Genomic DNA, 14,666 nt, shown 5'->3' with positions numbered 1-14,666 from the left:
GAGACCCTATCTCAGGCATGACATCGACAGGAGCGTGCTGCCCGTGAATTATCTCCACACCATGATCCGCGTCACCGATCCCGACGCGACCATCCGGTTCTTCGAGCTGCTCGGCCTGCAGGAAGTACGCCGCCTGGAAAGCGAGAAGGGCCGCTTCACCTTGATCTTCCTGGCAACGCCCGAAGACATGAACGCCCCGGGCGAGCGCGCCAATGCCGAGGTCGAACTGACCTATAACTGGGATCCGGAGGAATATTCCGGCGGACGCAATTTCGGGCATCTCGCCTACCGCGTCGATAACATCTACGAAACGTGCCAGCGGCTGATGGACGGCGGCGTGACGATCAACCGCCCGCCCCGCGACGGCCATATGGCGTTCGTTCGCACTCGGGACAATATCTCGATCGAGCTGCTGCAGAACGGTGTGCTGGAGCCGGCCGAGCCATGGGCTTCGATGCCCAATATCGGCGAGTGGTAAGGCGGTTCGCCGCTCTTCTGGATCGGAACCCATGATGACCGAGCTCGAGATCGTTCGCATTCCCGCCCTCAGCGACAATTATATCTGGCTGGTCAACGATCCGGTGTCCGGCGAAACGATGGTCGTCGATCCCGCCGAAGCGGCTCCCGTGCTGGCCGAGGCCGACCGGCGCGGCTGGCGGATCGGGCAGATCTGGAATACGCATTGGCATCCGGATCACACCGGCGGGAATGCCGCGATCAAGCTGGCGCATGGCGCGACGGTCAGCGGCCCGGCGGCCGAGGCATCGCGCATCCCGACGCTGGATGTGCCGCTGGCGGAGGGCGACACGGTGCGGCTCGGCGATCACGTGGCGACGGTCATCGAGACGCCAGGTCACACCGCGGGCCACATCACCTTCAATCTGCCGGACGACGGCATCGTCTTCACCGGCGACACCTTGTTCGCGATGGGATGCGGGCGGTTGTTCGAAGGCGACGCGGCGCAGATGTTCGCCAACATGCAGCGGCTAGCCACCCTGCCGGCCGAAACGATCGTCTATTGTGCGCACGAATATACCGAGAGCAACGGCCGCTACGCCGCCACTGCGGAGCCCGACAACCAAGCGATTGCAGAACGGATGATCGAAGTGGTCGCACTGCGCGCCCGGGGCGAGGCAACCGTGCCAACCACGATCGGCCGGGAACTGGCGACCAACCCCTTCCTGCGCGCGCGTTCCGCGGATCAACTCGCCGAGCGGCGTGCCGCCAAGGATGCGTTTCGCGGCTAGCCGCTCGACACACCACCGTTTATGGCTGTCGCGGGGGACGAGGAGAAGACCGATGCGATGGTTAGCACTTCCCTTGTTGCTAGCCGCCTGCACCAGCGTGCCAGGCGACACGTCCACGGCAGATCGAGACTTTGCCAAGCTGATCGCGGGACGGACTGCGGGCACCCCGCAGAGCTGCATCGACCTATCGCAGTCGAATGGGCCTCAGGTCATCGATGCACGCCGCATCGCCTATCACCAGTCCGGTCGGCGCGAATGGGTCAGCGACCTGCCCGAAGCGTGCCCTGGCTTGCGCCGCGACGTGACGTTGATCGTCGAGGTCTATGGCAGCCAATTGTGCGAGAACGATCGCTTCCGCACCATCTCGCCCGGGCAGAGCATCCCCGGCGCCAATTGCCGCTTCGGTAAGTTCACGCCGTTCGACAAGCCCCGCAAGTGATGCGGCGCGGGAGACGATCCCGCGATGGTGCGTTGAGGCGGCAGGGACATGGGAGCTTGTCGATGCGTATCCTCCTTCTTGCGCCGATCGCGCTGCTGGCTGTCGCCACTGGCGCGGACAGCCAGAGCCGACCGGATGAACTCGCCCGTGCGACGGCGGGCCGGATCGCCGGAAAACCGGTCAGCTGCGTCGATCCGCGGCTGGTTGACGGCCCGACCGTCGTCGGCAAGCAGACGCTGATCTACCGCCAGGGGCGCGGCCGGGTGTGGGTCAACACCTTGCCCGAGGAGTGTCTCGGCCTACGGTTCAATGCAGTGCCCGTGGTCGAGATGTTGAACGGCGAAATGTGCCGCAACGACAGCTTCACGCCGGTCTCACCCGGTGCGATCCCCGGTGGCCGGTGCCGGTTGGGCAGCTTCACGCCCTATGACCGGCCCAAGCGCTAGAGCACGAAGCGCGACAGATCCGCGTTGCGGGCGATGCTGGCAAGTTGACTTTCGACATAGGCCGCGTCCACCATCACCGTCTCGCCGCCGCGATCCTCGGCGTTGAAGCTGACTTCCTCGAGCAGTTTCTCCATGACCGTCTGCAGGCGGCGCGCGCCGATATTCTCGATCTCGCCATTCACGTCGGCGGCGATCTTGGCGACCGCGGCGATGCCGTCTTCGGTGAAGGTTACCGTGACGCCCTCAGTGCCGATCAACGCCGTATATTGTTGGAGCAGGCTGGCCTTGGTGTCGCTGAGGATGGCGACGAAATCGGCCTCGGTCAGCGCCTTCAGTTCGACACGGATCGGGAGGCGGCCCTGCAATTCGGGCAGCAGGTCGCTGGGCTTGGCGACGTGGAACGCGCCGCTGGCGATGAACAGAATATGGTCGGTCTTCATCGGCCCGTATTTGGTCGCGACCGTCGTGCCCTCGATCAGCGGCAGCAGATCGCGCTGCACGCCTTCACGGCTGACCGAGCCGCCGCGCACGTCGGAGACGGCGATCTTGTCGATCTCGTCGAGGAACACGATGCCGTTGGCTTCGGCGTCGGCAAGCGCCGCGCGGCTGACCTCTTCCTGATCGAGCCGCTTGTCGGCCTCTTCCTCGACCAGTTTCTCCCACGCGGCAGGGACGGTGAGCTTGCGGCGCTTGAGCTGCGGGCCGCCGAACGCCTTGCCCATCATCTCGGACAGGTTGATCATCTGCGGCGCGCCACCGGGGACCTCGAACGGCATGGCGGGCGGCGCCTCCATTTCGATCTCGATCTCAGTCTCGTTGAGATGCCCGTCACGCATGCGCTGGCGGAACGCCTCGCGCGTCGCCTCGCTGGCGCCCTTGCCGGTCAATGCATCGAGCAAGCGGATCATCGCCGCATCCTCGGCCTTGTCCTTCACCGCGACGCGGCGGCGCTCCTTCTCCAGCCGCACCGCTTCCTCGACCAGATCGCGCGCGATCTGCTCGACGTCACGGCCGACATAGCCGACCTCGGTGAACTTGGTCGCCTCGACCTTGATGAAGGGCGCGTCGGCGAGTTTGGCGAGGCGGCGGCTGATCTCGGTCTTGCCGCAGCCGGTGGGCCCGATCATCAGGATGTTCTTGGGCGAGACCTCATCGCGCAGATCGGCGCCGAGCCGCTGGCGGCGCCAGCGATTGCGCATCGCCACGGCGACAGCCTTCTTGGCATCGGTCTGGCCAATGATGTGCTCGTCGAGCGCGGCAACGATGGCTTTGGGGGTGAGGGCGTCGTTCAAAATTGTCATTCCCGCGAAGGCGGGAATCCATATTACCCGCCGTGATTATGGATCCCCGCCTGCGCGGGGATGACGGTATTCTAGGAAGCCTCGAGGCTCTCCACGGTCAGGCGGTCGTTGGTGTAGACACAGACCTCGGCGGCGATCGCCATGGCCTTGCGGCAGATCGTCTCGGCATCCTGTTCGTAATCGACCAGCGCGCGCGCGGCGGCGAGCGCGTAATTGCCGCCCGAGCCGATCGCCGCGACGCCCGCTTCAGGCTCGAGCACATCGCCGTTACCGGTCAGGATCAGCGTCACATCCTTGTCCGCGACGATCATCATCGCCTCCAAATTGCGCAGGAACTTGTCGGTGCGCCAATCCTTGGCCAACTCGACTGCCGCGCGCAGCAGCTGACCGTGATGCTGTTCCAGCTTGCGCTCGAGCCGCTCGAACAAGGTGAAGGCATCGGCAGTGGCGCCGGCGAACCCGGCGATCACCGATCCGTCGCCGAGGCGGCGGACCTTCTTGGCATTGGGTTTCATCACGGTCTGGCCCTGCGTCACTTGGCCGTCACCGGCGACGACGACGCGTCCATTGCGGCGCACGGAGAGAATGGTCGTGCCGTGCCACGTCAGTTTTTCACTCATGCGCCGGGATATGGGAGCGGATGGGCGATGGTGCAATCAGCGCGAATTCGCCCGCAGCAAGTCGACGCTGTCCCCGAGGCTCGCGCTCGGCTGCGAAAGGGCTTGGAGATGCCCATGATCAGGTCGTTGTGGCTCTTGCCCGGATACAGCCGGAGCTCGACCCTGGCACCCAGGCGCTGAGCTTGTCGGCCTCTTGCGGGCCGTGATTGGCATGTATGCGGGCAAATAATCCAGTGGACAAGTGGCTCCCCGGCGGAGGCCGGGGCCCAGTCGCGAAGGCGGCGGTAATCGGGCGCAGCGGCTCTTCTGAGCCGCTACTGGACCCCGGCCTTTGCCGGGGAACAGGTAGGGGAGCAGTAGATAGCAGACCGCGAACGTTGCGAATGTTGAGAACGTTGAGCCGCGGCGACTATTTCTCCACGCCTTTCGCCTTCCCCCAGCTGCGCGCGGCGGTGTAGCCAAGATAGCCGGTGCCGAAGAGCGCATAGAGCGGCTCGGGTATGCCGTTGAGGTACGCGCCCATGCCCGCCGCGATGCCCTGGGCCATGGCGGGGCGGAAGGCGGCGATCAAGCCCATCGGAATCGACCACAACAGCAATGCATACATGACGTAGAGGAAGCCGGGCCTCGCGCGGCTGGTCCAGGGATCGGCCGATTGCGCCTCGGCCAGGATCGCCGACAATTGCGTGCGCAACTGCTCGGCCTCCTGGCTGCCCTGCAGCTTCAACAATTCCAGCTTGGCGGCGTCCCGTGCACGCGAATCGGGGATGATCTTGTCGATCAGCCCCGCCAGGGGGCCGATCAGGCCGTCGATGATGCTCATGAATGCGCCCTTCCTATTGGTTAAATCAACCTGGCGAAGATAACCTATCTGGCACTTTGTAGGACAGCACTTTAGTGTTGGATCGATGGACACCTTACGAACGCCGCCGCGTTATGCTATTGATCCCACGACATTCGCGTACTTGCGCGGCGACCAAGGACTACCTTCATGAGCGACAGCGGAGAATTCGACGTATCGCGCCGCGCGATCCTGGCCGGCGGTGCGGCCGGCGCGGCGGTGGTGGCGGTGCCGGTCACCGCCCAGGCGGCCGTGCCGCCGGGTACGGCACCCAGCATGGCCAAGGTCGCGATGGAGGTGAACGGCAAGCGCCGTGCCTTCGTGGTCGACACCCGCACCACCCTGCTCGACGCGCTGCGCGAGAATTTGCAACTGACCGGCACCAAGAAGGGCTGCGACCATGGCCAATGCGGCGCGTGCACCGTGCTGGTGGATGGCGTGCGGATCAATTCCTGCCTCAGCCTGGCGGTGATGCACCAGGGCGACAAGGTCACCACGATCGAGGGGCTGGGCCAGCCGGACGATCTGCATCCGATGCAGGCCGCCTTCATCAAGCATGACGGATATCAGTGCGGTTATTGCACGCCCGGGCAGATCTGCTCGGCCGTTGCGGTGCTGGGCGAGATCAAGGCCGGCGTACCGAGCCACGTCACCGACGATCTCACGGCGCGCCCGACCGCATCCAATGACGAGATGCGCGAGCGGATGAGCGGCAACATCTGCCGCTGCGGTGCTTATTCCAACATTCTGGAAGCAATGGCCGACGTTGCGGAGAAACGCGCATGAAGCCCTTCACCTATAACCGGGCGAGCACGCCCGCGGCGGCAGCGGCCGAAGCGCTGCGTACGCCAAACGCCAAGTTCATCGCAGGGGGCACCAACCTGCTCGACCTGATGAAGCTGCAGATCGAGGCACCGGCGCATCTGATCGACGTCGGCGGGCTGAAGCTCGATCGTATCGAGGGCACGCCGGATGGCGGCCTGCGCATCGGTGCGTTGGTGACCAATACCAATCTGGCCAGCGACACACGCGTGCGGCGCGATTACGGCGTGCTCAGTCGTGCGATCGTCGCGGGTGCAAGCGGGCAGTTGCGCAACAAGGCGACCACTGCGGGCAACCTGCTGCAACGGACGCGCTGCCCCTATTTCTACGACACCAACCAGCCGTGCAACAAGCGCAAGCCCGGATCGGGCTGCGCGGCACTGGGCGGCTATAGCCGTCAGCTGGCGGTGATCGGCAGCAGCGACGCCTGCATCGCGACCTATCCCGGCGATATGGCGGTGGCGATGCGCGTGCTGGATGCGGTGGTCGAGACGGTGCAGCCCGACGGCATTACCCGCTCGATCCCGATCGCCGACTTCCACCGGTTGCCGGGCGATACGCCGCACATCGACACCGTGCTCAAGCGCGGCGAGCTGATCACGTCGGTCACGCTGCCCAAGCCGATCGGCGGCACGCAGATCTACCGCAAGGTTCGCGACCGTGCATCCTATGCCTTCGCGCTCGTTTCGGTGGCGGCGGTGGTGCAGCGTGACGGCACCGGCCGGGTCGCGGTCGGCGGCGTGGCGCACAAGCCGTGGCGGGTCGAAGCGGCGGAGGCGGCACTGCCGCAGGGAGCCCAGGCTGTGAACGCCCGCCTGATGGCCGGCGCGCGCCCGACGCAAGACAATGCATTCAAGGTGACGCTGGTGGAGCGCACGCTCGCCTCCGCACTCGCCGAAGCGAAGGGTTGATCGCATGAAGTTCGACACGCCCGCGGGCAAGAATCCGATCGACCAAATGAAGGTCATCGGCAAGCCGCACGACCGCATCGACGGCAAGTTCAAGACCACCGGCACCGCGCCTTATGCCTATGAACGGCACGATGTCGTCGCCAATCAGGCATATGGCTATATCGTCGGCGCGGGGATCGCTAAGGGGCGGATCAATTCGATGGACCTGGCCGAGGCCAAGGCCGCGCCGGGGGTGATCGCCATCGTCACTGCCGCGGATGCGGGCAAGCTGTTCAAGGGCGATTTCAACACCGCCTTGTTGCTGGGTGGCCCCGAGATCCAGCACTACCATCAGACCATCGCGCTGGTCGTGGCCGAGACGTTCGAACAGGCGCGCGCCGCCGCACAGCTTGTCCGCGTCGACTATGCCCGTGCCAAGGGCCGATACGATCTGGCCGAGGGACTGAAGACCGCCCCGCTGAAGGGCGCGAGCAGCGGCGAAGGCAGTGCGGCCCCGCCGGTCGAGGAGATTGGCGATTTCAAGCGCGGCTTTGCCGACGCGCCGGTCAAGCTCGACGCGACCTACACCACGCCCGATCACAGCCATGCAATGATGGAGCCGCATGCCTCGATCGGCGCATGGGACGGCGACAAATTGACGCTGTGGACATCGAACCAGATGATCGCTTGGGGCAAGGGCGACGTCGCCAAGACGCTCGGTATCCCCAAGGACAATGTCCGGCTGATCTCGCCCTATATCGGTGGCGGTTTCGGCGGGAAGCTGTTCGTCCGTACCGACGCGATCATGGCGGCACTCGGCGCCAAGGCGGCGGGCCGCCCGGTGAAGGTCGCGCTGCAGCGCCCGTTGATCATCAACAATACCACGCATCGTCCGGCGACCACGCAGCGCATCCGCATCGGCGCGAACAAGGACGGCAAGATCACCGCGATTGCGCATGAGAGCGGCTCGGGCGATCTGCCCGGCGGCAAGCCCGAAACTGCGGTCAGCCAGACCAAGCTGATGTATGCCGGGGCCAATAGGCTGACGTCGATGCGGCTGGCGGTGCTCGATCTGCCCGAGGGCAATGCGATGCGCGCGCCAGGCGAGGCGCCAGGGCTGATGGCGTTGGAAATCGCGATTGACGAGATGGCCGAGAAGCTCGGCATGGATCCGGTGCAGTTCCGTATCGTCAACGATACGCAGGTCGATCCGGAGAAGCCCGAGCGGCGCTTTTCGCAGCGGCAATTGGTGCAGTGCCTGCAGCAGGGGTCGGCGGCGTTCGGCTGGAACAAGCGCAATGCCAAGCCCGGCAGCGTGCGTGACGGACAGTGGCTGATCGGCATGGGTGTGGGCGCGGGCTTCCGCAACAACCTGCTGATGAAGTCGGCGGCGCGGGTCGCGGTCGACGGCAAGGGCATCGTGACCGTCACCACCGACATGACCGATATCGGCACCGGCAGCTATACGATCATCGCACAGACGGCCGCCGAGATGATGGGCGTCGATCTCGACCGGGTGGTCGTGCAGCTGGGCGATTCGGACTCGCCGGCATCGGCCGGCTCGGGCGGGCAGTGGGGTGCGAACAACTCGACCGCCGGCGTCTATGCCGCCTGCGTCAAGCTGCGCGAGATGGTGGCGCAGAAGCTCGGCTTCGATGCGGCCGATATCGAGTTCGCCGGTGGCAAGGTGCGTGCCGGCGGCCGCAGCGTGTCGCTGGCCGATGCGGCGGGCGCGGCTGGCCTGACGGCCGAGGACTCGATCGAATATGGCGATCTGGACAAGAAGTATCAGCAGTCGACGTTCGCCGGCCACTTCGTCGAGGTGGCGGTGAATGCCTATACCGGCGAGACACGCATCCGCCGCATGCTCGCAGTGTGTGCCGCCGGGCGCATCCTCAACCCCAAGTCTGCACGTAGCCAGGTGATCGGCGCGATGACGATGGGTGCGGGCGCCGCGCTGATGGAGGAACTGGCGGTCGACACGCGCTTCGGCTTCTTCGTTAATCACGATCTGGCGACCTACGAAGTGCCGGTCCATGCCGATATCCCGCACCAGGAGGTGATCTTCCTCGACGAGGTCGATCCGATTTCGTCGCCGATGAAGGCCAAGGGCGTGGGCGAATTGGGGCTGTGCGGTGTGGGCGCGGCGATCGCCAATGCGATCTACAATGCGACCGGCGTGCGGGTGCGCGATTACCCGATCACGCTCGACAAGATGTTGCACCAATTGCCGAATGTCGCTTGAACGGGGGCGGCGGGCGACGGTGTCGCCTGCCGCTGCCGGCCGTTGACTCGGCGCCTGCAGATTTCTCTAGCGATACTGGACGTTTAGGCGCGAGCTGCCTATATACCGTTCGGTATGTATAACCTCTGTTCCTCACCGGCCACGAAAGGCCGCCCGCGCGAGTTCGATCTCGACGTCGCGCTGGCAGCGGCGTTGCAAGTGTTCTGGCGCCACGGATACGAAGCGGCGTCGATGGCCGAGCTGACGGCGGCGATGGGAATCACCAAGCCCAGCCTGTACGCCGCGTTCGGGAACAAGGAGGCGCTGTTCCACAAGGCGCTCGATCTCTACGAGCGCGAAAAGCTGGCTTACATGAGCACTGCGCTGGAGGCGCCGACGGCACGCGGCGTGGCCGAGCGGCTGCTGACGGGGGCGCTAAAGATGCAGATGAGCACCTGCGATCCCAAGGGGTGCCTGGGCGTGATCAGCAGCGTGGCCTGCGGCGTGGAAGCCGAGCCGATCAAGACCGAGGTCGTCAAACGCCGCGCCTCCTCCGAGGCTGCGCTGGTCGCACGCTTCGAGCAGGCCAAGGCTGCGGGCGAATTGCCCGAGGGCATGGAGGCGGCCGCGCTGGTCAAGTTCCTCTTCGCGCTATTGCAGGGGCTGGCGCTGCAGGGTGGCTCCGGCGCCACGTGCGAGGAATTGCAGCAGCTGGTTGCCACGACGATGACAATCTGGCCGACCAAATAGTTTGCGGGTGGCGTGCGGTTGAATTGATCGCTGCGCGTCATCGCCGGCTAGTTCTAGGGTGACGGCTTGGGGGATGGGGCCACGATTCAACGGGGTGCCACCCCCCTCTTGTTCCCCGGCGACGGCCGGGGTCCAGTCGTGAGACGTCATTTGGCTGAGCGCCGCCCTTGGTTACACCCGCCTTTCCGACTGGGCCCCGGCCTTCGCCGGGGAGCAGCATCTTCGGCAGTTATTCCAGATCGTTCTCGCTAATCACGATCAGCGCCGGATCGCTGTTGCGCGCCAGTGCCACCAGCCCGGCTTCGGCGATCGCGTCGCTGAACAGGTTGAACATCTCGACGGCATCGTCGTCGGGGGCGTCGCCGCTCAGTGCTTCGAGCACGGCATATTGCACGCCGAATTCATACTCGTCGCCATCCACCTCTGCGCTGAACTCCACCATCTGTTCGTGCACGTTGTCGAGGATCGTCGACTGGTCGATCTCCATCTTGTCTGCGGCCATTGCTCGTATCCTTCCTGCTAGGGCATTAATTGCGCTATGAACGACCGCATCCGATAACCCCTCCGCCACGTCAAGCATGTGTCGTCGGCATCGCGCCGCAAAAGGCGCGGTTCAAGCCTCGCCCGCGCCCCCTTCGATCCAACGTGCCGCATCCGGCAAGTCCGCGAATGGATCGGGCAGTCTCTCCCCTTCATGGCCGGGCAGGAATTCGATCGACCAGCGCCCCGCATCGTCGCCGTGATCCGCGCTCAACCTCGCCAACACCGCGACCAGCACGTTGCCGTCAAACACGACGACGCCTTCATGATCGCGAGCGGTGCGCAACTCCACCTGCTCGTAGCGTGGGATCACGCTCAGGCGGCTTCGTGGAGATAGGCTGCGTCGAAATCGGCGATGCGCTTCATGCGCGGCCAGTCGGCAATCTGGATCTGCTGCCGCTGACGCACGATCACGCCTTCCGCATCCAGCGCCGCGAGCATGCGGTTGACGTGAACCGGCGTGAGTCCGGTCGCGTCGCCGATCGTCTCCTGCGTCATCGGCAGGTCGAACCGTTCCGGCGACCCCTGCCCGGCCGCCGCGTTGCGCACCGCGAATTCGCACAGCATGTGCGCAATGCGGGTCCGCGCGTCGCGCTGCCCGACGTTGAGCACCCATTCGCGGAACACCGATGCATCGATCAACGAATCGCGCCACAGCGCGTCGGCGATGTTGGGACGGCGATGGACGAGATCGCGCAGGTCCGCTGCCTTCATCACGACATAGGTGGCGGGTGTGATCACCTGCACATTATGGTCGGCGCGATCGAGCAGGATGTGCTGAACGTCCAGGATGTCGCCCGGCATGTGGAACGAGACGATCTGCCGGCGGCCTTCGCGCGTCGTCTTGCTGCGGCAGGCATAGCCCGTCACCAGCACCGCGCACGTATCGACCCGGTCGCCTTCGCGCACCAGGTACGTGCTCGCGCGGCGACTCTCCCGCCGCACGGACAAGGCGGTCACGGCCGCTATGTCGTCGGCGTCGATCGGCCCCATTCGCCGGAGCTTGGCGATCAGCGCTTCGTAAGGACTATCGTCGTTCGCGTTCATGCTGTTTTGCGATCCCTGGTTGCCCCGCGCAGCCACTATGGCGCGAGGCAGTTACGCCGGTGATTGGGAGAGCAAGATCAAGCGCGCATTATCCTGGGTTAAGCCGCAATATCACTAACCTGGATTGTGATCGGTTGATCCTGTCCAACTCAGGCGGAACCACGCGCGTGGGCGATGGTTGCAGCCAGACGAAAAACAGGAGAAAATTCATGCAACGTAAAAGCTTAGCCTTCATCGCGACGTTGGCTGCCTATGCCATGCCGGCCATGGCGCAGACCCCTCCGCCGCCGCCGCCGCCTGAGGCGAAGACCAGCGCGATGCCCTATGTGATGGCCGCCGGGATGAGCGATTTGTACGAGATCAACTCGAGCCAGGTCGCACTCGAAAAGACGCAGAACCCGGCGATCCGCAAGTTCGCCACGATGCTGATCAAGCATCACCAGAAAACCACGGCCGCAACGATGAAGGCAGCGCAAAAAGCCGGCCTGACGCCGACACCGCCGATGCTGGATGCCGGCGCGACCGCATCGATCAACGAACTGCAGACTGCCGCACCGGCCGACTTCGACCGGCTGTATCTTGGCCAGCAGGTTCCGGCGCATCAGGCTGCGCTCGACCTGCACCAGAGCTTCGCCACGGGCGGCGATCAGGCACCGTTGCGCACCTCGGCAAAGGCCGCAGTGCCGATCGTCAAGCAGCATCTGAACGCGGCGATGAAGCTGCAGGACGGCAAGTCGCACAATATGCAGGGCATGTAAGAGACGCGACGACCTCGATCGGGGTCGTCGGTACTTTGGCCGCGGGAGCTTCTGCTTCCGCGGCCAGGTTACAACCTGAACGCGCCTTTATCCTCCTTCGCTGGTCGCCAGAGATCGCCGGGAGAGCATGGCTGATGGCGGTGCGTCACTGCACGGCTCGGACGGATTGACGCAGGTCAAGTACATGCGCCGAAATTTGCGCTATCCGGGTCGCCAAGGGCGCAGACGGAACAAAAGTGCACCCCCTCTTGTTCATCCTGTTCATTTTACAGCAAGGTTTCAGATATGCACCGCAGCCAAGAACACGATACGCATGGCAGCGGGTATGAGGAACAGCATCACGATCGCACGCTGATCTGCTTCAGCCATTTGCGGTGGGATTTCGTCTTCCAGCGTCCACAACATCTGATGAGCCGCTTCGCGCAGCAGGCCCAGGTGCTGTATTGGGAAGAGCCGCGCTATGTCAGCGGGCTGTCCGCCCCGCGGCTGGCGGTAAAGACCTGTTCCAACAGTGGTGTCGTGGTGGTGACGCCCGAACTGCAGGGCGGCCTGTCCAGCGAGGCCGAGAACGATGCCTTGCATCCGCTGCTCGATGAGCTGCTCGGTAACCGCAAGTCGTTGATCCGCTGGTATTACACGCCGATGATGCTGCCCTTCTCCGAGCATGTCGCAGCAGATTGCGTCGTCTATGACTGCATGGACGAACTCGCCAACTTCAAGAACGCGCCATCGCAATTACTCGCGCTCGAGCAGCGGTTGCTCGATCAGGCCGATATCGTGTTCACCGGCGGCCACAGCCTGTACGAGGCAAAGCGCAACCGGCACGCCAACATCCACGCGTTCCCGTCAAGCGTGGACGTAGCGCATTTCGCCGCGGCGCGTGGCCCCGGCAACGAGCCGGTCGATCAGGCTTCGCTGCCCCGGCCGCGCTTCGGCTTCTACGGCGTAGTCGATGAGCGGATGGACCTGAACCTGCTCGACACACTGGCGGTCGCGCGACCCGATTGGTCGATCGTGATCGTCGGGCCGGTGGTGAAGATTTCCGAAGACGAACTGCCGCGCCGCGCGAACCTGCACTATCTCGGCGGCCGCGATTATGCAGCATTGCCGGATTACCTACGCGGGTGGGACGTCGCGTTGATGCCGTTTGCGATCAACGACTCGACGCGGTTCATCAGCCCGACCAAGACCCCCGAATATCTGGCGGCCGGACGCCCGGTGGTGTCCACGCCGATTGTCGACGTCGTGCGTCATTACGGCGATCTGGAGGCCGTGCGCATCGCCGAAACGCCGGAGGCGTTCGTGCAGGCGTGTGACGATGCGCTTGCGCTGTCGCGGACCGATGGCACGTGGCGCGCTGCGGTTGATGCTGCGCTCGCCGATCTGTCGTGGGACAACACCCAGGCGCAGATGGCGCAGCTGATCGAGCGTGCCAGGCGCAGCAACGTGCGCGCTTTCGCAGCCGCCGATCGCATGCCAGGCGACCGGTCGAAGCATTATGATGTGATGATCGTCGGTGCAGGTTTCGCCGGATCGGTGATGGCGGAGCGGCTTGCCGCGGGCTCGGGCAAGAAGGTGCTGGTGGTCGATCGCCGGCCGCATATCGCCGGCAATGCCTTCGATCTGTTCGACGATGCGGGCATCCTGTTCCATCAATATGGGCCGCACATCTTCCACACCAATTCGGACGAGATCGTCGACTATCTGTCGCGCTTCACCGAATGGCGGCCCTACGAGCATCGCGTGCTCGCCGATGTCGATGGCAAGCTGGTGCCGATGCCGATCAATCGCACGACGCTCAACATGCTGTACGATCTCGATCTGAAGACCGACGAGGATGCGGAGGCGTTCCTCGCCAGTCGTGCTGAGCCGGTCGACGTCGTCAAGACGTCTGCCGACGTCGTGATTTCGAAGGTCGGGCGTGATCTCTACGAGAAGTTTTTCCAGGGCTATACGCGCAAGCAATGGGGCATGGACCCGTCCGAGCTCGACAAGTCGGTCACCTCGCGCGTGCCGACGCGGACCAACACCGACGATCGCTACTTCACCGACACCTTCCAGGCGATGCCGCTGGAGGGCTACACCAAGATGTTCGAGCGCATGCTCGACCACCCCAATATCGATGTGCTGTTGGGCGTCGATTATACCGAGGTGCGCGAGGTCTACACGCACGATCACTTGGTATTCACCGGCCCGATCGACGAATATTTCGGCCATCGTTACGGCAAGCTGCCTTACCGCTCGCTGCAGTTCCGCCACGAGACGCATGACGTCGAGTGGTTCCAGCAAGTGGGCGTGGTGAACTTCCCCGATCCCTCGGTGTCGTCCACGCGCGTCAGCGAGTACAAGCACTTCACCGGCCAGCAACACCCGCGCACCAGCGTCACCTACGAGATTCCGAGCGCGGAGGGTGATCCTTATTACCCCATCCCACGCGAGGAGAACCAGGCGCTGTTCAAGCGCTACGAGGCGCTGGCCATCGCGCAAGCGGACGTGACGTTCGTCGGGCGACTGGCGACCTATCGCTACTATAATATGGACCAGGTCGTTGGGCAGGCGCTGGCGACGTATCGCCGGATGGTGGCAAAGCCTGCGGTGGCGACTGGATCCGTTGCGGCTGGCGCGTCGAGTGCCGCCAAGGTTGGTGTAGCGGTTGCCGCTGGCCCGTCTGACGGACAGAAAACCAAGGCGGCCTGATCTGCATTGGTGATGGCGGCGACCACCTGAAAGGGTAGGTCGCC

Annotated in this window: 16 protein-coding genes; 10 read left to right on the top strand and 6 right to left on the bottom strand. The window is 64.4% G+C overall.

Going from position 1 to position 14,666, the window contains the following annotated elements:
• Window positions 1-43 precede the first annotated feature (43 nt).
• The 4 genes from NV382_RS16945 to NV382_RS16930 all read left to right on the top strand — a co-directional run bounded on the left by NV382_RS16945 (window position 44) and on the right by NV382_RS16930 (window position 2,132).
• Window positions 44-478, top strand: a complete 435-nt coding sequence (locus NV382_RS16945) for a VOC family protein (protein WP_260597898.1) — start codon at window positions 44-46, stop codon at window positions 476-478.
• 31 nt (window positions 479-509) lie between these two features.
• Complete coding sequence (gene gloB / locus NV382_RS16940) at window positions 510-1,247, top strand: hydroxyacylglutathione hydrolase (protein WP_260597897.1); 738 nt, start codon at window positions 510-512, stop codon at window positions 1,245-1,247.
• 52 nt (window positions 1,248-1,299) lie between these two features.
• On the top strand, window positions 1,300-1,686 hold the full coding sequence (locus NV382_RS16935; RefSeq protein ID WP_260597896.1) for a DUF6491 family protein: 387 nt from the start codon (window positions 1,300-1,302) through the stop codon (window positions 1,684-1,686).
• 62 nt (window positions 1,687-1,748) lie between these two features.
• Window positions 1,749-2,132, top strand: coding sequence for a DUF6491 family protein (locus NV382_RS16930; RefSeq protein WP_260597895.1), 384 nt, complete (start codon window positions 1,749-1,751; stop codon window positions 2,130-2,132).
• On the opposite strand, the gene hslU is transcribed toward NV382_RS16930, so the two are convergent.
• From hslU to NV382_RS16915, 3 genes are all read right to left on the bottom strand, one after another.
• A complete protein-coding gene (hslU, locus tag NV382_RS16925) occupies window positions 2,129-3,424 on the bottom strand; it encodes an ATP-dependent protease ATPase subunit HslU (RefSeq protein WP_260597894.1) in 1,296 nt (431 codons plus the stop codon). The two genes, NV382_RS16930 and hslU, sit on opposite strands and share 4 nt — an antisense overlap.
• Window positions 3,425-3,504: 80 nt before the next feature.
• Complete coding sequence (hslV, locus tag NV382_RS16920) at window positions 3,505-4,053, bottom strand: ATP-dependent protease subunit HslV (RefSeq protein WP_260597893.1); 549 nt, start codon at window positions 4,051-4,053, stop codon at window positions 3,505-3,507.
• Between the two features lie 409 nt (window positions 4,054-4,462).
• Window positions 4,463-4,876 (bottom strand): holin family protein, encoded by a 414-nt coding sequence (locus NV382_RS16915; RefSeq protein WP_260597892.1) that lies wholly within the window; start codon window positions 4,874-4,876, stop codon window positions 4,463-4,465.
• 168 nt (window positions 4,877-5,044) lie between these two features.
• Here NV382_RS16915 and paoA point away from each other — a divergent pair, with 168 nt between their 5' ends.
• The 4 genes from paoA (at window position 5,045) to NV382_RS16895 (ending at window position 9,580) form a co-directional block, all read left to right on the top strand.
• A complete protein-coding gene (paoA, locus tag NV382_RS16910) occupies window positions 5,045-5,680 on the top strand; it encodes an aldehyde dehydrogenase iron-sulfur subunit PaoA (protein ID WP_260597891.1) in 636 nt (211 codons plus the stop codon).
• A complete protein-coding gene (locus NV382_RS16905) occupies window positions 5,677-6,627 on the top strand; it encodes an FAD binding domain-containing protein (RefSeq protein ID WP_260597890.1) in 951 nt (316 codons plus the stop codon). Before paoA ends, NV382_RS16905 begins: the two co-directional genes overlap by 4 nt.
• A 4-nt stretch (window positions 6,628-6,631) precedes the next feature.
• Window positions 6,632-8,851, top strand: a complete 2,220-nt coding sequence (paoC, locus tag NV382_RS16900) for an aldehyde oxidoreductase molybdenum-binding subunit PaoC (RefSeq protein WP_260597889.1) — start codon at window positions 6,632-6,634, stop codon at window positions 8,849-8,851.
• 114 nt (window positions 8,852-8,965) lie between these two features.
• Window positions 8,966-9,580, top strand: coding sequence for a TetR/AcrR family transcriptional regulator (locus NV382_RS16895; protein ID WP_260597887.1), 615 nt, complete (start codon window positions 8,966-8,968; stop codon window positions 9,578-9,580).
• Between the two features lie 229 nt (window positions 9,581-9,809).
• On the opposite strand, the gene NV382_RS16890 is transcribed toward NV382_RS16895, so the two are convergent.
• The 3 genes from NV382_RS16890 to NV382_RS16880 all read right to left on the bottom strand — a co-directional run bounded on the left by NV382_RS16890 (window position 9,810) and on the right by NV382_RS16880 (window position 11,167).
• Window positions 9,810-10,082, bottom strand: coding sequence for a hypothetical protein (locus NV382_RS16890; RefSeq protein WP_260597886.1), 273 nt, complete (start codon window positions 10,080-10,082; stop codon window positions 9,810-9,812).
• 111 nt (window positions 10,083-10,193) lie between these two features.
• Window positions 10,194-10,433: a hypothetical protein gene (locus NV382_RS16885; RefSeq protein WP_260597884.1), complete on the bottom strand. Its 240-nt coding sequence runs from the start codon at window positions 10,431-10,433 to the stop codon at window positions 10,194-10,196.
• Window positions 10,434-10,435: 2 nt separating this feature from the next.
• Window positions 10,436-11,167, bottom strand: a complete 732-nt coding sequence (locus NV382_RS16880; protein WP_260597883.1) for a Crp/Fnr family transcriptional regulator — start codon at window positions 11,165-11,167, stop codon at window positions 10,436-10,438.
• Between the two features lie 209 nt (window positions 11,168-11,376).
• On the opposite strand from NV382_RS16880, the gene NV382_RS16875 reads away from it, so the two are divergent.
• Both NV382_RS16875 and glf read left to right on the top strand, forming a co-directional pair.
• Window positions 11,377-11,925 carry a DUF4142 domain-containing protein gene (locus NV382_RS16875; RefSeq protein ID WP_260597881.1) on the top strand — a complete coding sequence of 183 codons (549 nt, stop codon included), beginning with the start codon at window positions 11,377-11,379 and terminating at the stop codon, window positions 11,923-11,925.
• A 285-nt stretch (window positions 11,926-12,210) separates the two neighbouring features.
• A complete protein-coding gene (gene glf / locus NV382_RS16870) occupies window positions 12,211-14,622 on the top strand; it encodes a UDP-galactopyranose mutase (RefSeq protein ID WP_260597880.1) in 2,412 nt (803 codons plus the stop codon).
• Window positions 14,623-14,666 lie beyond the last annotated feature (44 nt).

The organism is Sphingomonas endolithica (assembly GCF_025231525.1).
Lineage (GTDB): Bacteria > Pseudomonadota > Alphaproteobacteria > Sphingomonadales > Sphingomonadaceae > Sphingomonas > Sphingomonas endolithica.
This window is presented reverse-complemented; position numbering and strand designations above follow the sequence as displayed.